18 protein-coding genes and 3 riboswitches are annotated in these 17651 nt (G+C 34.6%); of the genes, 12 read left to right on the top strand and 6 right to left on the bottom strand.

The genetic code is table 11. The features are described 5' to 3' along the window. The 5 genes from AMD00_RS04060 to AMD00_RS04040 all read left to right on the top strand — a co-directional run bounded on the left by AMD00_RS04060 (window position 1) and on the right by AMD00_RS04040 (window position 5152). Entirely contained in the window at window positions 1-633 is a 633-nt protein-coding gene (locus tag AMD00_RS04060) for a response regulator transcription factor (protein ID WP_053415795.1), read from the top strand. 132 nt (window positions 634-765) lie between these two features. After that, window positions 766-1698 (top strand): ABC transporter ATP-binding protein, encoded by a 933-nt coding sequence (locus AMD00_RS04055; protein WP_053416778.1) that lies wholly within the window; start codon window positions 766-768, stop codon window positions 1696-1698. Window positions 1699-1709: 11 nt separating this feature from the next. Continuing rightward, window positions 1710-2966 (top strand): ABC transporter permease, encoded by a 1257-nt coding sequence (locus AMD00_RS04050; RefSeq protein ID WP_053415794.1) that lies wholly within the window; start codon window positions 1710-1712, stop codon window positions 2964-2966. After that, window positions 2963-4069: an ABC transporter permease gene (locus tag AMD00_RS04045; RefSeq protein WP_053415793.1), complete on the top strand. Its 1107-nt coding sequence runs from the start codon at window positions 2963-2965 to the stop codon at window positions 4067-4069. Before AMD00_RS04050 ends, AMD00_RS04045 begins: the two co-directional genes overlap by 4 nt. Before the next feature lie 219 nt (window positions 4070-4288). Continuing rightward, window positions 4289-5152 carry a LysR family transcriptional regulator gene (locus AMD00_RS04040; RefSeq protein WP_053415792.1) on the top strand — a complete coding sequence of 288 codons (864 nt, stop codon included), beginning with the start codon at window positions 4289-4291 and terminating at the stop codon, window positions 5150-5152. Between the two features lie 177 nt (window positions 5153-5329). Here the strand turns inward: AMD00_RS04040 and AMD00_RS04035 are convergent, their stop codons facing one another. Beyond that, a complete protein-coding gene (locus AMD00_RS04035) occupies window positions 5330-6085 on the bottom strand; it encodes a class I SAM-dependent methyltransferase (protein ID WP_053415791.1) in 756 nt (251 codons plus the stop codon). Window positions 6086-6297: 212 nt separating this feature from the next. Here AMD00_RS04035 and AMD00_RS04030 point away from each other — a divergent pair, with 212 nt between their 5' ends. The 5 genes from AMD00_RS04030 to ribH all read left to right on the top strand — a co-directional run bounded on the left by AMD00_RS04030 (window position 6298) and on the right by ribH (window position 11504). Beyond that, window positions 6298-6495, top strand: coding sequence for a hypothetical protein (locus tag AMD00_RS04030; RefSeq protein WP_053415790.1), 198 nt, complete (start codon window positions 6298-6300; stop codon window positions 6493-6495). Window positions 6496-7277: 782 nt separating this feature from the next. After that, window positions 7278-7411, top strand: a riboswitch (FMN riboswitch). A gap of 147 nt (window positions 7412-7558) precedes the next feature. Then, window positions 7559-7694, top strand: a riboswitch (FMN riboswitch). 127 nt (window positions 7695-7821) lie between these two features. Continuing rightward, a riboswitch (FMN riboswitch) is annotated at window positions 7822-7955 on the top strand. 135 nt (window positions 7956-8090) lie between these two features. Beyond that, window positions 8091-9215, top strand: coding sequence for a bifunctional diaminohydroxyphosphoribosylaminopyrimidine deaminase/5-amino-6-(5-phosphoribosylamino)uracil reductase RibD (gene ribD / locus AMD00_RS04020; protein ID WP_053415788.1), 1125 nt, complete (start codon window positions 8091-8093; stop codon window positions 9213-9215). Continuing rightward, complete coding sequence (gene ribE, locus AMD00_RS04015) at window positions 9179-9817, top strand: riboflavin synthase (RefSeq protein ID WP_053415787.1); 639 nt, start codon at window positions 9179-9181, stop codon at window positions 9815-9817. Before ribD ends, ribE begins: the two co-directional genes overlap by 37 nt. Before the next feature lie 18 nt (window positions 9818-9835). Continuing rightward, the gene (locus tag AMD00_RS04010; protein ID WP_053415786.1) at window positions 9836-11026 is read left to right on the top strand and encodes a bifunctional 3,4-dihydroxy-2-butanone-4-phosphate synthase/GTP cyclohydrolase II; all 1191 of its coding nucleotides are present in this window, start codon (window positions 9836-9838) and stop codon (window positions 11024-11026) included. Window positions 11027-11039: 13 nt separating this feature from the next. Continuing rightward, window positions 11040-11504 (top strand): 6,7-dimethyl-8-ribityllumazine synthase, encoded by a 465-nt coding sequence (gene ribH / locus AMD00_RS04005; protein WP_053415785.1) that lies wholly within the window; start codon window positions 11040-11042, stop codon window positions 11502-11504. A gap of 396 nt (window positions 11505-11900) precedes the next feature. Here the strand turns inward: ribH and AMD00_RS03995 are convergent, their stop codons facing one another. The 5 genes from AMD00_RS03995 to ytaF all read right to left on the bottom strand — a co-directional run bounded on the left by AMD00_RS03995 (window position 11901) and on the right by ytaF (window position 15789). After that, a complete protein-coding gene (locus AMD00_RS03995) occupies window positions 11901-12254 on the bottom strand; it encodes a hypothetical protein (protein ID WP_053415783.1) in 354 nt (117 codons plus the stop codon). 559 nt (window positions 12255-12813) lie between these two features. Next, window positions 12814-13392: a phosphatase PAP2 family protein gene (locus AMD00_RS03990; protein ID WP_053415782.1), complete on the bottom strand. Its 579-nt coding sequence runs from the start codon at window positions 13390-13392 to the stop codon at window positions 12814-12816. An 8-nt stretch (window positions 13393-13400) separates the two neighbouring features. Then, window positions 13401-14369 (bottom strand): LCP family protein, encoded by a 969-nt coding sequence (locus AMD00_RS03985; protein ID WP_053415781.1) that lies wholly within the window; start codon window positions 14367-14369, stop codon window positions 13401-13403. Window positions 14370-14398: 29 nt separating this feature from the next. After that, on the bottom strand, window positions 14399-15043 hold the full coding sequence (locus tag AMD00_RS03980; RefSeq protein WP_053415780.1) for a helix-turn-helix domain-containing protein: 645 nt from the start codon (window positions 15041-15043) through the stop codon (window positions 14399-14401). A 113-nt stretch (window positions 15044-15156) separates the two neighbouring features. After that, on the bottom strand, window positions 15157-15789 hold the full coding sequence (gene ytaF, locus AMD00_RS03975; protein ID WP_053415779.1) for a sporulation membrane protein YtaF: 633 nt from the start codon (window positions 15787-15789) through the stop codon (window positions 15157-15159). Between the two features lie 293 nt (window positions 15790-16082). On the opposite strand from ytaF, the gene AMD00_RS03970 reads away from it, so the two are divergent. Both AMD00_RS03970 and AMD00_RS03965 read left to right on the top strand, forming a co-directional pair. Further along, a complete protein-coding gene (locus tag AMD00_RS03970) occupies window positions 16083-16664 on the top strand; it encodes a hypothetical protein (protein ID WP_053415778.1) in 582 nt (193 codons plus the stop codon). A gap of 14 nt (window positions 16665-16678) precedes the next feature. Next, complete coding sequence (locus tag AMD00_RS03965) at window positions 16679-17620, top strand: TRM11 family SAM-dependent methyltransferase (RefSeq protein ID WP_053415777.1); 942 nt, start codon at window positions 16679-16681, stop codon at window positions 17618-17620. The last annotated feature ends 31 nt before the right edge of the window (window positions 17621-17651 follow it).

Below are 17651 nucleotides of genomic sequence, written 5' to 3'. Positions count from 1 at the left end.
ATGGTACATATTTTGATTGTTGAAGATCAGGCTATTGTACGTAATGGGCTGAAGATGATTGTAGAGCAAGAGCCAGATTTTGAAATCGTTGCGGAGGCAAGTAATGGAGTTGAAGCACTGGCTGCACTTGAAAATCATCATATTGATCTCGTATTAATGGATGTCAGAATGCCAAAAATGAATGGGATAGAAGCAACTAAAAGGATCCGTAATCGATTCCCACAAATTAAGGTTTTAGTGTTGACGACTTTTGATGACGAAGAGTATGCGTTCGAAACACTAAAAGACGGGGCAAATGGATTTTTGTTGAAATCTGCAGAACCACAAAAATTAATTAGTGCTATCCAGAGTGTCCTTGAAGGAGGGCTCGTATTACATGAGGAAGTTGCAGCAAAGTTAATGCCTAAGTTATTAAAAAAATCGACGTCATCACAACCAGTTCATACATTAACCGAACGAGAGCTTGATGTAGTGAGGCTTGTAGGTGAGGGCAAGACTAATAAAGAAATATCAGAAGAATTGTTTTTATCAATTGGTACGGTTAAAAATTATATGACACATATTCTACAGGAACTTGATTTAAGGGATCGTACACAGTTAGCCATTTATGCTATCAAAAATGATCTCGTATGATTAATGAAAGAAGCGGCGATAATATCGTCGCTTTTTTATATGACTGAGGTCATATCGATTTATGACGTTAGCTAGTCGGCAAGCAGTATGATTTTATTTATAGTGTAATTAAGGAGAGAGGGGATGGAATTTATGATAGAAGTAGTGGATTTAACAAAAACATATAAAAAAGTAAATGTGGTAGATCACGTGAATTTATATATTGAGCCAGGTGAAATTGTAGGGTTGCTTGGTCCAAACGGTGCGGGAAAATCGACGGCGATTGCTATGATATCAACGCTTATCAAACCATCAAAGGGGGATGTATTACTAAACCAAAAAAGCGTTATAAATGATCAAGGTTCTTTGCGAGAGGTGTTGGGGGTCGTACCACAAGAAATAGCTTTATATAGTGATTTGACGGCTAGAGAAAATCTGCATTTCTTTGGCAGTATTCATAAAATGCCAAAAGATAAATTGAAAGAGAGAATTGAAATTGTATTACAAGAAATTGGCCTACAAGATGAAAACAAAAAACTGGTCAAACATTACTCAGGTGGTATGAAACGTCGTTTAAATATTGGTGTGGCATTATTACATGAGCCTGAATATTTAATCATGGATGAACCAACTGTAGGGATTGATCCGCAATCACGAAATCACATTTTAGAAACAGTGAAAAAACTAAATGAACGATCTAATACAGCAATTATTTACACAAGTCATTACATGGAAGAAGTCGAATTTTTGTGTAACCGTATTTACATTATTGATAAGGGAAGGGTTATTGCATCTGGTACAAAGGATGAGATTAAATCTATATTGTCTTCTGAGAAAACCATCCGTCTTAAACTTGAGAAACCTTCTAAAAAACTCGTTGAGGATTTAACTTTGAATCCGATGTTATCGAATATATTAGCAAAAGATGCGGAGATTAGCTTAACAGTAGCAAAAGATACAAATTTTCTACCTATGATCTTAAAATTATGTGATCAACATCATGTGGCATTAAATAGCTTTCAAATAGAGGAGCCGAGTCTTGAAGATGTATTTTTACACTTAACAGGTAGAGCATTACGAAATTAGGAGGAGAGCCAATGTTTTTTGCGCTTATCGTAAAACAATTAAAAATATTGAGTAGAAACCCTTTAGAGTTGCTAGTTCTTCTGTTAATGCCTGTTGTATTAATTACAATTTTAAGTGTAGCTCTCGGACCAATAATGGATGGGAATAGTGAAATGTTAGATTTGGATATAGCTGTTATTCAACAAGATGATGAAGATGCGCAGCTCGAATCCTTTCTAAAAAAGGCAAATGAAAGCATGCCAATTGATGAAAAGCTGGAGGGAAACATAAAACAAATGCTTCCAGTAACTTTGTTGCTCGATCAATTAACGGGAAATGAAGAAATGAAGAAATTTGTAACAGTAAAAAAACTAAATGCGAATGAACTTAAAAAGGCAAGAAAAAGTGGTAACTATGACGTAATTATCGATGTTCCAAAAAATTTCACTGATGAGTATTTATCGTCCGTTTTTTTATCAGGAAGTAAACCTTCTTTAAATGTCTATTTAGATGAAGACCAGCCTGTTACTTCATCAATTACTAAAAGCATGCTAGATTATTTCCAACAACAATATTCTTTACTAACACAGTTGAGTAGTTCCAGTAACTTAGATGCTGCAGTAACGATTCCTAAAATTGTAGTGGCATCGGATATTGAGACATTAGACAACCAAAAGAGTATCTCATCAAAAATATATTATACGTTTAGTATGAGTGTCATGTTCATCTTATATATGGCTAGTACTATAGCAAGTTTGGCTTTTTTAGAAAAAGATATGAATATTTTCGATCGGATTCTATTAGCACGAATTCATCCAATAACGTATTTAGGTAGCATCATTGTATCAACTATTCTATTAGCAATGATTCAGATGACTATTTTGTTTACAGTTTCACATTTTATGTTTGATATTCAATTTGAACAGTTCGGATTATATGTACTAATTACATTTCTTCTGGCTGTTGTTGTAGGAGCTTTAGCAGCATTATTGTCAGCGATAAATTATAGAAACAATTCATCGGGAGCTTCAAATATATTTTCAGCTGCAATCATATCTATTCTTGCCTTAGTAGGAGGGAGTTTCATTCCAGTAAGTGAGCTATCGTCATTTTTATCATCACTTGGAAAATGGACACCGAATGGAGCAGCACTTGAAGCTTATTTGAAACTGCAGCAAAATGCGACGTTTCTTGATATTCATGATCTAGTCTTCAATTTAAGTATGTTAGGCATAGGTCTCCTAGTTATAGCGTTTGTACTCTTTCCTAGAAGAGGTGGCATATCATGATGAATATTTTAAAAACGAAATTTTTATTATTTAGAAGAAAACCAGCTGCGTATATTATTACAACTATTATCATTTGTGTATTTACTTATTTAATGGGTCAAGGCCAAGTAACAAAGGAACCTATTGCTTTATTTTCTACACTAAATAACGAACAGCAGTCGGTAATTATGAAAGAGTTAAAAAAATTATCGCAATATGATTTCACAGTGTACGAAGAGGATGAAGCGATTAAACAAGTCAAAGATGGCAAAGTTGATGTTGCTATATCTTTAAAAGATGATGGGTATAAATTAATCGTAGCACCAGATTTTATGAATGCTCCAATGTTGGGGAATGAGTTGAATACGATTTATAGTCAGGTATTATTAAAGAATGCGATAATTCAATCATCACCTGATGAACAAAAAGAGCAAATAACAAGTAAAATAGTGAAAATTCAAGATGACCCAAGTTTTAATATTGGCTATAAAAATTTAGGAAATGAAAATGGGTTAAAGTTTGATCAGAAGCTGCGTAGCTTATTTGGTTTTACATTATTCATGGTAATTTATACGATTGCGAGTGGCGTCAATCATATCGTTATGGAACGTAGGGATAGGATTTGGGAAAGGATAACGGTGTCAGCTATACCAAAATGGAAAGCCTATCTAGCTAATTTAACTTATAGTTTCTTGCTAGGATACTTGCAAATTGCTCTCGTACTTTCTATATTCTATTTCGCTGTGGGCGTCGATTTCTATGGTGGCTACTGGAAGAGCTTAATTGTTGTCATACCATATGTACTTTGTATTGTGTCACTTTCTATATTCATAGCTGCAATTGCAAATACACCTGGTAAATTTAATGCCTTTATGACAGTGTTAGCAGTTCCATTAGCCATGCTTGGTGGAGCATACTGGCCACTTGAAATCGTAACATCAAAAATAATGTTAGCCTTATCAAAAATATCGCCTATAAAGTACGGAATGGATTTATTAAATGGTGTCACAGTTAATAGTAGTTCCATAACAGATTTACTATTTCCATTTAGTATATTAATGTTCATGACGGTTATCTTTATGGGGATAGGGATAAATGTATTAGAGAAGAAAGAACAAATTTAATCTCATGGAAAGGTGCTTACATTTAATATGTGAGCACCCTTTTTATACTTTAATAATCACAATCTAGTGAAGCACTTTATGCGTTATAATGAAATATTTGGTATTTTAATTACAGAATAATGTTTTATAAAACTGAGATCGTCCTAGTGGATGATTAAATATTATGAGCGAACATTTAAATTCTAATCGAATTATAAAATAAACTTAGAGGAGGAAAACGTGGAGACTCAATGGTTAAAATCATTTATTAAAGCTGCAAAATATGAAAATTTACGTCTCGCTTCTGAAGAACTATTTATTTCACAGCCAGCTGTGACTAAGCATATTCAAAGTTTAGAGAAAAGCTTAAATATTCAGCTGTTTGTTAGGCAAAATAAATCCATTCGTTTAAATCAAAATGGTGAAATGTTTTTACCTATTGCCCAGGAAATTATTGACACTTTTGAGGTGGGGATTCATCGGTTTCAGCAATATATAGAAGGTTTTGAGAGGGAGTTGACGATAGCAGTTGCACCTCAAATAGCCAATTCTATGCTGCCATCTATTATAAAACAATTTTCAAAACATATGCCACATGTGAGTGTGCGTGTAGAAATCGTTAAATCAAATGAGGTTGCGAATAGTATTCAATCAGGCCAATCTAATGTCGGTTTGTCAAAGATAAAACCTGTAAATCCATCTTTAAGCGTTAAATGTTTAAATGATGAGCCTATTGTTTGTGTTGGTCCAAAACATTTGGAAAGTATGGATATGGTAGAAATAATACGACAGGAAAAAGTATTGACTCATGAATATGCCCCTTATTGGGATGAAGTTAACCGTCAGTTGCAACAACATTTTTCTCATACTACTAATATGAAGGTGAATCAAACAGAGGCTATCAAACAAATGATACTAGAAGGAATAGGTGTAGCATTTTTACCGAAAAGTGTAGTACTCAAGGAGTTAGAAGAAGACAGACTAGCATTATTAGCGACAAATATACTTAAAACTTGTACGTCTAAAACGTATTTTATCTCAAAGCATAGCTCAGTGGAGACGGAATATCTTTTTGAATTATGCAAATCTATTTATGGGACTTAAAAATCGAGGGACAGATAAAGCTAGTATATCTGGCTTTATTTATCCCTGTTTTGTATATCGAAAATAGGCTCTTATTTAATATCGATTAACTCTTTAAGAATCTCAGCAAATGCATCTGTCGTTCTATACTCTTCTTGTAGTGTATTTTCCACTCCGATTTCCAAAAAGCGACTCTTTTTATTTTGTAGCTAATACACGAAGACGGTAATAATCCGCAATCCACTTTCCATCTTGATACAGAGTTGTTTTTAAATGTTCTTCAGTTCGTTTAATAACTTTTTCTTTTTCAATACTCGTTAAATGCTCGAGTAAACTGTCACTAAACATAGTCAACCAGTTTAAAATACCATCTTCCCCAGATAATTCAGTAGGAAGATTATATAATTCTACATAGTGCACATTAAAACCATATTCATCAAGTAAAGCAACATACTCGGCCACACTTGGAAAATACCACGGGAACTTTTCTCCTTTGTATTCATAACCTAGTTCACGAAATGATTGTTGAATTGCTTCTACAATGGATTGAATATTACCTTTTCCACCCAATTCAGCGACAAAACGACCACCATCTTTTAACGCTTCATAAATACTTGCAACGGCCTTTTCTTGAGATTTCATCCAATGTAACGCAGCGTTAGAAAAAACGGCATCAAACTGGTTTGAATAACCAAGGTTTTGCGCATCTTTGACGTGGAATGGAATATGCTCAAATTTTTGGCTTGCTTGTTCAATCATTGATGCTGACTGATCAATCCCAATGACTTTTGCACCTGATTCAGCAATTTGTGCAGCTAAATCACCTGTACCACAACCTACATCTAAAATCTGCTCACCTGCTTTTGGATTAAGAAAGGAAATTAATCCTTCACCATATTTTGAAACAAATTGATGCTTCGTATCATATAAAGTTGCATTCCAAGTACTATTCATTCTGCTCACTCCTTTTCTTAAGAAAACTATACTGCTTACTGGAATGATATAGAAATAATTAAAAAGTCGATTATTAATAACGATTTGGAATTAAAAGGTTAATAAGGAATCGTTTTATTTCAAACAGTTATCTCAAGTCAGGTTTACTGAATAAATACTAAGAATAATTCAAAAGAAAATGAACAAATTATAGTGGATGGAGGTGATTATTAATGGCGAATAACAACCAAGAAAAAAATAAAGCGAAAAAGAAAAATGACTTAGGTCGTGAAGAATTTGGTTATGGGTTTGATTTGAGTCCAGATGACTTTGATTCGGTTGGACAAAATGATGAAGCACATAAACAACATAATCATGAAGATAAACAAAAACCGAATAATAAAAATAATGCTAGAAGAATAAACGAATAAGTAACTTGAATAAAGGAGTGCTACATATGAAACGATATTAAATTGTTTTATTATGTAGTGCTTTTTTATTAGGCATGTATAATTTTTTGTATGAGAGAAGATAGATTAATTGTTGGTAAATTTTAGTAAATATTCGATATCATTGTGTCATATACATAAAATATTAAAACGATCTATATAATAGTTTAAGGTTATTTTCAATAGTATGTGTACATGTACTGAAAACAATGTGATGAGATTTTTGACGCATAAATTTAATAATAAAAAGGAGGATATAATGAGGATAGGATACCGTTCTATTTCCGTAATAGTTAACTTATTTCTCGGCTATTTATCTTTTTTTATAGGTGTATTATGGTTCATGACAATAATGTACGCTTCGCATTCTTTCGGGTTGAGTGTAGACTCTACTTTTGATGATGGTTTACTAGGTTTCTTTTTGATTCTTTCTATCATTTCTACGGCTATTTACATTCCGGCTTGTATTAATTTAAACAGTATAATTAGGCCGAAATTAGAAATGAAAAAATGGAGTTTTATCACTTTTATATCTATCGTTTTTATCCTTGGTTTTTGTATTATTACCCTAACTATACAGTGAATTGGTGCCAGTGAATAAAAAAATTACAATTTTCCGTGTCATGTAACAGGCCAATAAAGCCCAATACATCAAGCTTTTAAGAGTAAATTCATTTTAGTATGTTCTCGATCAATACTATAGAAATTAAAAAAACCTCTAGTTTTTAAATAAGTAAAGTGCTATGGTATTTACATACAATATAATAATCCTTTGGGGTCGGGTGAAATTCCCAATCGACGGTGATAAAGTAAAACTTTTAAGCCCGTGAGCCTTTTTTAGGCAGGATTTGGTGCGAATCCAAAGCCGACAGTATAGTCTGGATGGGAGAAGGATGTAGAGAATATCAAGGTCTTATTAAATTTATGTAGATTTAATAGGTTTATTTAGCATTGATAATTTATGTCTCCTATCAAACTCCGTAGTGTTCTATGGGGTTTTTTTGATGCCCTAAAACTTTATTGTATTATTGTCAATTTCATATGTAATATCCTTCGGGGTCGGGTGAAATTCCCAATCGACGGTGATGAAGAGTAAAGCTTCTAAGCCCGTGAGCTTGATAAGAGCAGGATTTGGTGTGAATCCAAAGCCGACAGTATAGTCTGGATGGGAGAAGGATGTAGAGAATATCGAAGTCTTATTAAAAAATTTGTTTTTTAATAGGTTTATTTGCTTATGATATTTTACATAACTCCTATCAAACTCCGTAGAAATCTATGGAGTTTTTTTGATGGAAAAAACTAAATAAGTAAGTCCTTCGGGGTCGGGTGAAATTCCCAATCGACGGTGATGAAGTAAAGCTTCTAAGCCCGTGAGCTTGATAAGAGCAGGATTTGGTGCGAATCCAAAGCCGACAGTATAGTCTGGATGGGAGAAGGACAACTAGATCACACGCAATTCCTTTTGAAAAATAGTGTTTCATTAGGTTTATTTAGCGATGCGGTTATCTAAAACTCTCCCAAACTCCCTAATTAAATTAGAGAGTTTTTTTATTTTTCAAAAAGGGAGGTTTATCACTATGCATGACGAGTATTTTATGGATTTTGCTTTGAAATTAGCAGCAGTGGGAGCGGGGCAAACTTCGCCCAATCCGGTAGTAGGAGCGGTCATTGCAAAAGATGGTGATGTAGTCGGTTTTGGAGCGCATCTTAGAGCAGGTTCACCGCATGCCGAGGTTCATGCAATTAACATGGCTGGAGAAAATGCAGGTGGCAGCACGATGTATGTCACATTAGAGCCTTGTAATCATTTCGGTAATACACCGCCTTGTACGATGGCTATTTTGAATGCAGGTATAAAAAAAGTAGTGGTAGCAACACTTGATCCAAATCCCATAGTAGCGGGAACTGGTGTAGCAAAGCTAAAGAATTCTGGCATTGAAGTGGAAGTGGGGCTTTGTGAAGCAGAGGCTATGAATTTAAATAAAGCCTATTTGTATTTTATGAAACAGAAGTTGCCCTTTGTTTCGTTAAAGCAAGCTATTACATTAGATGGCAAGATTGCTACCGTTCATGGACGAAATGAAAATATCACAGGTAAAGAAGTGCAGGAGGATGTTCATCGCAAAAGAGCGCGAACAGATGCGATTTTAGTTGGTGTTGGGACGGTGTTAAAAGATGACCCATTACTTACAAATCGTTTTGCAGAAAGTAAAAAACAACCGATTCGCATTATTTTGGATACGTATTTAAGAACCCCTATAAATGCTAAGGTTGTCACCGATCAAGCAACGCAAACATGGATAGTTGTTGGGCGTGAAGTTACTTCTGATCAAATCACAAGTTTTGCACAAGCCAATGTACAAATAATCCAACTTAAAACAAAAACAATCGCAATCCAGGACGTTCTTCAAGAGCTGGCAAGGCGAAATATCGTCACCCTCTATGTGGAAGGGGGGCAGCGTATAAATACAAGCTTTATCAATTCAGGTCTAGTCAATGAAATGATTACTTACATCGCACCAAAAATAGTAGGTGACCATGATGGAATTGGGATGTTGGAAGATTTAGACGTAAAAAATATGGCTGAAGCTGTCCCACTAAAACTGCAGAAAGTGGATCGAATTGGTGATGTGATTAAAGTGATTTCGAGAGTAGGGGGTAGCGTATGTTCACAGGAATTATTGAGGCAAAAGGAAAAATAACAGAGCTGAAAAAAGATGCCGAGAGTATGAAGCTTACAATTGAAGCTCATGACATCATGTCGGATATGCAACTTGGCGATAGTGTAGCAGTTAACGGGGTATGTCTAACCGTATCGCATTTTACCCAGCACAAACTCAGTTTAGATGTTATGCCAGAAACAGTGAAGGCGACAACAATGCACGCCTTAAAAGTAGGTCAGTTGGTGAATTTAGAAAGAGCAATGGCTGCAAATGGGCGATTTGGTGGTCACTTCGTTTCTGGCCATGTTGATGGGACAGGAACCATTGTTAGAAAAACAAAGCAAGCAAATGCAGTCTACATTGACATCGCTATCTCTAGAGAACTGAGTCATTTGTGTATATCAAGGGGTTCCGTAGCCATTGATGGAACAAGCTTGACGATTTTTGATAAACAGCCTGAAAAACTGACTGTATCGCTTATTCCACATACGTACCAAGAAACGATTTTCGCACTGAAGGAAACGGGACAACAAGTGAATATCGAAACAGATATGCTAGGCAAATATATTATTCATCAATTACAGAATAACGATAGTACTTCAGCAATTACAATGGATTTTTTACAACAAAACGGATTTTAAAACGGGCGGTGTATAGCAATGTTTCACTCAATTGAAGAAGCATTAAAGGATTTAAAAGAAGGCAAAATGATTATCGTCGTTGATGATGAAAATCGTGAAAATGAAGGGGATTTAGTAGCACTTGCAGAATATGCAACGCCAGAAAATATTAACTTTATGGCAACACATGCAAGAGGTCTAATTTGTACACCAATCACAGAAAAAATCGCAACAGAGCTCAACTTACATCCAATGGTGTCCAATAATACGGATCACCATCAAACGGCATTTACAGTAAGTATTGATCATTGTAATGCAAAAACAGGCATTAGTGCATTTGAGCGTTCGCAAACGATTCAACATTTATTGAATCCCAATGCATTAGCCGATGATTTTAAAAGACCGGGTCATGTTTTTCCGTTAGTTGCTAAAAGAAATGGCGTATTAGAGAGACCTGGTCATACAGAAGCGGCAGTTGATTTGGCGAAAGCATGCGGAGCCATTCCAGCAGGCATTATCTGCGAAATAATGGGCGATAGCGGGAAAATGTCAACTGGACAAGAGCTAATAGATTTCGCTAAAAAACATCAATTAAAAATCATTACAATTGAAAGTTTAATTCAATATCGTTACAACCATGAAGAGATAATCACTAGAGCAGCTAGTGTACAACTTCCGACTAGCTATGGCCATTTCAATTTGATTGGCTATGAAAACGACATCGACAAGTTCGAACATGTAGCCCTTATAAAAGGGGATGTAAGTATTGTAGAAGCTCCGATTGTGCGCGTTCACTCATCTTGTCTAACAGGTGATATTTTTCATTCAGAAAGATGTGATTGCGGCCCTCAATTGGAACAGGCCTTAAAAGTCATCGAGACTGAAGGGGCAGGTGTTGTATTGTATATGCAGCAAGAAGGTAGAGGTATAGGTTTGATTAATAAGCTACGTACTTATGAGTTACAAGAGCAGGGCTTTGATACAGTTGAAGCCAATTTAAAGTTGGGTTTTCCTTCAGATGCACGTGATTATGCATTAGCAGCTCAAATACTAAAAAATTTAGGCATATCGAAAATCCGCTTATTAACGAACAACCCGGATAAAGTTCAAAGTTTAGAAGGATACGGCATAGAAGTTGTTGAAAGATTGCCAATAGAAATTGAAGCTGTAGCAAGCAATTTATTTTATTTAGAAACTAAAAAAGAAAAGATGAATCATCTTATTTCGTAAAGGGGATCTTAAAATGGGAAAAGTATTTGAAGCACAATTAATTGGAACAGATTTAAAAATTGGTATTGTAGTAGGTCGGTTTAATGAGTTTATCACAAGTAAATTACTAGGTGGCGCAATGGACGGCTTAGTACGACATGGCGTTTCAGAAGACAATATTGATGTTGCATGGGTACCTGGTGCATTTGAAGTGCCCTTTATAGCAAAACAAATGGTAGAGAAAGGTGACTACGACGCTGTAATAGGTTTGGGGACGGTTATACGTGGCTCCACATCCCATTATGATTATGTGTGCAATGAAGCGGCAAAAGGAATTGCCAATGTTTCGTTAAATACAAATGTACCCGTTATTTTCGGTATAGTCACAACAGAAAATATTGAACAAGCAATCGAACGCTCAGGTACGAAATCAGGCAATAAAGGCTATGATTCTGCAATTGCGGCAATTGAGATGGCTAATTTAAAGCGTCTATTTTAAAAATAAAGCACTTCTACGATATTGTAGAAGTGCCTTTTACATATCAGCCATTATACAAGCCGCTTGCATCCATTAACATGAGAATCAAGGGTATGATACCTAGTGTGAAGCAGGTAATCGTTAATATTTTTGCTTGTCTAGCTTCTCGTTTATTTCCTTCATGAAGGTGTTCTATAAATGAAATTTTAAAATAATAGCTCAGTATTAATAATAGAATAGGACTATACATAATTATTGTACTCAAAAAATCACCTCTATTTCCAAATTTATCATAAATATAATTATATCAAAATATAATTATATTGAAATCCTTAGTGTACAGTTACAATAGAAAAGCACCTCCAATTGTAGACTTAAGTCTAACAATTGAGGTGCAGATTTAATTCAATGAATTAATTAAAAAATTTTTTCTCCATTTTTAATTTTATCTAGTAACTTTTTTACTTTCTCTCTTGTTTCTGGATTAGTTGGATCTAAATTACATCCTTCTGGAATATTCGCATGATCTCCATTATAATCGATTTCTTTATCTAATTTAAATAAGTCTAATTCAGTAATGCTTTCATCTTCTAACTCACCAAATGCAGCAACAATTCGTAAATCATCATTTCCTTCATCAATAAATGTTAATTTAGAATTATAAGTACCTAACTCTTCTTGATCTGCTAAGTGGTGACAAACTATTTCTAAAATATCATCTTCATTTAATTTAAAATAATGATGCTTTTTATCGTTTTTTTTATTTTTCAATTTAATATAGCCCACCTTAAATAATTTAAAAAGCTACCAAATATCAACATTTTCCCTAATACTTAATTGCTTCTCTTAGTGTACTATTCATTTTAACAAATGTATGTAGATAAGTATAAGGAATACTGTAAACTAAGAGAAAAGTACCTCAATATTAACTTCAGGAATCGAATCAAATCGGTTCTTTTTTTATGAAAACATTTGTTGGAAAAATGAAATGGGGTAGCAATGTGACGTTAACTAGCTATCAAAGAACTTTCTAAGGTGAAGATTTCAAAAGTAGTTTCTAAAATAATAAATCGAATGTAGTCAAGGTGAAATTGGGGAATAAAGGATTCACGACGGTTTTTCATGTAGAACCTAAAGAATCCGTATTTTGGACTATACGAAGTGAGATTTTAAATGATGCTTTATCAGAAGGTTATTTTGTGGGGTTTTACGATGGAAAAGGGAATGCTATAAATTAAATTAAACGTTTCAAAAGTCATTAGGCTTTTGAAACGTTCTCCATATGAACCACCTAAAGTAGAATCATAGGCTAAGAGAGAAAATAAACAACTTATCTATTTGTTTTCAAGCTTAACTTATTGCAGATATGAATGATTAGATTGTATGGTGATTCAAGTAAACGGCTTTGTGATATAACAAGGTAAGTTACACCTAATCCGATGGTTGCACCAGCCATTACATCTAGAGGGTAATGTACGCCAATAAAAATTCTTGAAAGTGCCATGACAAAGGCCAAAATTATAAGTACACTTCCCACTTTTTTTCGTTTCCAAAAGAGGGCGAATGCCAAGGCAAATGAACCTGCAGCATGATTACTTGGAAATGAAGGGTCTAGGTTTGTTTTTTCATATAACAATGTTACTGCATGGTCGACAAATGGACGTGGTCGAAAATATGCCATTTCAATAATCTTATCAATACCGAGTGTTAGAATAACAATCGTTAACGCATATAATACGATCTTTCGATTTTCATGCTGATTATTGGATTTTGAAAACCATAGCCATATTAAGACCATTCCAAACAGAATGGGACCATATGTCGAAAACAAAAGAACAAGTTGATCGAGAATCGAGTTCTGTCCTGCAAACTGGTTAATTAGTTTGAAAAGTTGATAGTCTATATTCATGTTGATACCTAAGATGAAACTTCTTCAGATTTAGTAATTTTTTTTTCATTGACCTCTGATGATAAAAACTCTTCTAATGCTTGCTTGTTCTTTTCGAGGTTAATATCTAGGACTGCACCTACGTCTACATTTTTGTTTTCAAAAGAATTTGCAATAGGAATTCGTAAAGTATCCATACCTTTAGATTTCCCAACTAATAAACCTTTTCCAATTGTAAGAATCGTTTTATTGTCAACATTTGTATCAATATATGGATCAGCAACACCAAGTATTTTTGGCAAATTTACTAAGCTTTGAATACTGATAGCTTCTTCTTTAACTTTAGACAAAACTTCTTGCTGGCGTTCCACCCGCCCAAAGTCACTTAGGCGATCGTGGCGGAATCGTACATATCCTAATAACTGATCACCATGTAAAGTCTGTTTACCCGGATTTAATGTCATTCCAATTCCATACTCCATTTTATATGGAATATCAACCTTAATCCCATCTGGAGCTATAAGATCAATAATTTTAGGGAATCCCTCAAAATCAACGACAGCGTAGTAATTTACATCAATATCAAAATTCTTCTTAATTGTTTTTCTTACAAGTTCAGGGCCTCCAAAAGCAAAAGCAGCATTTATCTTCTGCTTTCCGTAATCTGGGATGTCAACATACGTATCTCTCATAATAGAAACAGTTTTTACTTTATTCGTCTTCTGATTATAGTGTGCAATCAATAATGCATCCGATCTAGCACCTTTTTCGCCTCTTGAGTCACTTCCTATTAGTAGTACGTTAATCTCACCAAATTGCAGATCCGCACCTTCGAATGGATCAAACGTCGTTGTGTCATCCTTATAGAGGCCATCGTTTGCCAAAGACAATCCACTATTGTACTGATATACCCAATAGATGATTCCTGCTACAATCACTAGTGCGAATGCTAAGAACAAATTTCTTAGCCATTTACGGTTCTTATTGCTATTTTTCATAAATAAATCCACCTATCATTTAATTGTAATTATTTTTTTAGTAATGCACTTGTGGTAAGTTGTACAGCTATTGCATCGTCTAAATAGCCAATCGGAAATAGATAATCAGGAATAGCATCTACAGGAATAATAAAATATAATAATGTACTTCCAATTAAGGTAAGTTCAAATAGTGTACCCTTCCCTAATGTGAATTTCTCATATAACTCTTTCAATTTGCTTATAAATGGGCCAACACTACCTACCTTCTGAATTTTTTTATCAAAATCTTCAAGAATCGTGTTTTTACCCTCTTCTGTTTGTGCATATAGTCCATAGTTTTCTAATTTTTCTTCAACATCTGCCATCGAAAATTGCTTATCGTAAACATTGGAAGTCTCAAGAAAAGCTTGAATTGCGTCAACAGACGTATGAATATCTGAATTGGACTTTTCCTGTTTCTGTTCAATAGGGTATCCTGCAGCTTCAAAAAGATTGATTAAAGGAACTTCAAGGCATTCAGCAAATTTTTCTAAATGTTGTGGGGTTGCTTTTCGTTTACCGTTTATAATCCGAGAAATAGTAGCTGTATCGATTCCGGTGAGTTCACTAAACTTCCGCATTGACATTGAGCGTTCTTTTAATAAATCTCTTAGCAATAAACCTAGAGTAGTGCTGTTTTTCTGTTCAGCCATTTTCGATTCTCCTTCCTTAAGTTACTATACGTAAATTAATGCATTTGTATAATGTGGAAATATACATTCTCAAAAAGAGTATATTAATGTTGACAAATTGTCAACAAATTGAGTTAAAAGAATACTGTACAAGCAACTACTATAATAATTACTCCACTGATGATTGTTCCAAATTGACCAAGAGTAAAAGATCCAATTCGAACATCGGCAACTTTACTTCCTAATTTGACTCCTGCCCAAACAGTAACAAAACTACCTATAGCAGCAGTAATTGAAATTGCAAGAGGTGAAAGCCCGAGCAAACCGGCTCCTAGTCCATTCGTAAGTGCATTCGCAGATAATGCAACGCCTAGGAGTACAGATTCCCACCAACCAATTTCACCAGACTTATCAAGATTAGCTTTTTCGGGATTCCTTAAAACATCTTGGAAACGTTTAGACTGCACTTCATTCGTACTACCCACTGGTGAGAATTCCTTTTTACGAGGTTTTGCCAAAAGTATGATCCGAATACCGATAACAAATAATACGAAAGCTCCAAAGATTACTGGAAGCATACCTGGAAGAATGGTTGATAGCCAAACACCAAATGTAATCCCTCCCATACTCATTAGAAAACAAATGAACGCGATTAAAAGGTTTTTGTCAAATCTGATTGTAATCTTACGAATACCGTAAGAAATTCCTACACCTAAATTATCAATACTAGATGAAAACGCAAAAGCTAAAATGATTAACCAAGCCACTATGCAACACCCCTTGTTTTTTACATCATATTATTTGTGTTGATAAAAAGTGCTTGTTTAAGTGAGTTTTGTTGACAAAAAAACAACAACTATTGTTATAATCCAATAAAATGAGTTGACATGAATGGTGCCAGAACTCGACATTCCATAAGTATTTTAGTTAGAAATTAACCGACAATAAAAGATCTATATTTCAAGATAATAAATTAAAGGCTTAACAGTACAATTTAGGCTATACTAGGGTATGAGAGGAATCCAATTCAATTCCTTTCAAGTAAAGGAGCTGACTTAACTTGTTAAAACAACAAATTGAAAATTATATTGAAAATCATATAAGTGAAAACAAAATTGAATTGTTTGATATTGAAAAGGAATTCGCAGAAAAACATCAATTACTTCCTAATGGTGTAGCTGTTGCTGAAAAAGCATTTCACATAGATGCTCTTGAACGCTGTAATAAAGAGACGGAAGAATTGATCTCTACGGAAACTCCTGCTTTCTTGCAGAAACCAATTTCATATTTGAAAGAACAAGCAAATGAATTTGTTTATGTAGAATCTAGTAATTTTGAGTTAATCCGCATGGATGCTGTAGCGCTAGAATTCGATGATGTTTTCGAAACGTACACAGCCTTATTTGGTTTAAAATTACAAAAGAAATTCGGCGAAGCGATAAAAACTTATTTGAATACACATTTGCAAGGAGATAATGCGAAATACAGTGTCATGTTTTCCGCTGAAGATGGTTTATGGGATATAAATGTGCCATTAGACTATCTAGAAGGTTTTAGTGAAGCGAAATCATTTGAAGAAATCTATAATATGATTTATCGCTTCTTCTTCAAATTAGTTGAAGAGATTGAGGAAGCACAGTGAAGGATGGGAAATGATTGAGTAACAGAGAATTTATTTACACATATTCAGGACATCGAGATGAGTATGATTTGTGTCGTATGGAGATGCGATCATTTTTTGGATTCGACGTCCTTTCAAATGTGTTGAAAAGTACGATAGAAATAGATCCAAGTAGAAGTCCATTTATGAAAGAGCGCCTTGAAGTAATATATGAAGGTGATAGCTTCGAACAAATAGCCGACTTAGTTGAACAACTTGATTTAGATCATGCAACATTTAAAGTTGTTTGTTTGAATGACTCCGAGCTTGGTTCTATGAAAAAGGTAGGCCACTCAAAACGACGAGAAATCGAACGTAATATTGGTTTACGTATTAAAGGTGAACCTGATTTAGAGCAACCTGAAACTGTATTTGGTGTCGTTATGATAGATAACAAATGGTATTTTGGTAAATTAGAAGTCAGTGAACCTATTTGGCTTCACCACCAGCAAAAACCGCATATGTACTCAACAGCGCTAAATACACGTGTTGCAAGAGCCGTTGCAAATATTGCAGTTCCGCATCCTAACGGGGTTCGTGCAATCGATCCATGTTGCGGTATTGGGACAGTTTTAGTTGAAGCATTATCGATGGGAATCGATATCGTAGGACGAGATATTAATCGACGTGTAGTGCTAGGCTCAAGAAAAAATATTGCCCATTTCGGTTTAGAAGGCAATGTAACTACTGGACCAATTTCAGAGATTGAAGACAATTATGATGTTGCAATCATTGATATGCCGTACAATTTATTCACACATATTACTGTTGAAGAACAGCTTGATATCGTGAAGCAGGCTCGCCGATTCACCAAAAAAGTTGTAATAGTAACGATTGATACAATGGACCATATGGTTGAAGAAGCTGGTTTTGAAATTATCGATCGCTGTGAAGCAAGAAAAGGTACTTTTGCTAGACAAGTATTAGTTTGTAAATGATATATGCCCCTATACAATGAAGATCATTTTG

It is taken from the genome of Viridibacillus arvi, assembly GCF_001274945.1.
Taxonomy (GTDB): Bacteria; Bacillota; Bacilli; order Bacillales_A; family Planococcaceae; genus Viridibacillus; species Viridibacillus arvi.
Note: the sequence above shows the minus strand (reverse complement) of the source record. Positions and strands in the feature narration are given on the sequence as shown.

What these genes read in the sequence shown, in the direction of transcription:
- ribD (WP_053415788.1), top strand. Translation starts at nt 8,091, where the DNA reads ATGCATGACGAGTATTTTATGGATTTTGCTTTGAAATTAGCAGCAGTG.
- AMD00_RS04035 (WP_053415791.1), bottom strand. Translation starts at nt 6,085, where the DNA reads ATGAATAGTACTTGGAATGCAACTTTATATGATACGAAGCATCAATTT.
- ribH (WP_053415785.1), top strand. Translation starts at nt 11,040, where the DNA reads ATGGGAAAAGTATTTGAAGCACAATTAATTGGAACAGATTTAAAAATT.
- AMD00_RS04055 (WP_053416778.1), top strand. Translation starts at nt 766, where the DNA reads ATGATAGAAGTAGTGGATTTAACAAAAACATATAAAAAAGTAAATGTG.
- AMD00_RS04045 (WP_053415793.1), top strand. Translation starts at nt 2,963, where the DNA reads ATGATGAATATTTTAAAAACGAAATTTTTATTATTTAGAAGAAAACCA.
- AMD00_RS04050 (WP_053415794.1), top strand. Translation starts at nt 1,710, where the DNA reads ATGTTTTTTGCGCTTATCGTAAAACAATTAAAAATATTGAGTAGAAAC.
- AMD00_RS04030 (WP_053415790.1), top strand. Translation starts at nt 6,298, where the DNA reads ATGGCGAATAACAACCAAGAAAAAAATAAAGCGAAAAAGAAAAATGAC.
- AMD00_RS03990 (WP_053415782.1), bottom strand. Translation starts at nt 13,392, where the DNA reads ATGAATATAGACTATCAACTTTTCAAACTAATTAACCAGTTTGCAGGA.
- AMD00_RS03985 (WP_053415781.1), bottom strand. Translation starts at nt 14,369, where the DNA reads ATGAAAAATAGCAATAAGAACCGTAAATGGCTAAGAAATTTGTTCTTA.
- AMD00_RS04060 (WP_053415795.1), top strand. Translation starts at nt 1, where the DNA reads ATGGTACATATTTTGATTGTTGAAGATCAGGCTATTGTACGTAATGGG.
- ribE (WP_053415787.1), top strand. Translation starts at nt 9,179, where the DNA reads ATGTTCACAGGAATTATTGAGGCAAAAGGAAAAATAACAGAGCTGAAA.
- AMD00_RS04010 (WP_053415786.1), top strand. Translation starts at nt 9,836, where the DNA reads ATGTTTCACTCAATTGAAGAAGCATTAAAGGATTTAAAAGAAGGCAAA.
- AMD00_RS03980 (WP_053415780.1), bottom strand. Translation starts at nt 15,043, where the DNA reads ATGGCTGAACAGAAAAACAGCACTACTCTAGGTTTATTGCTAAGAGAT.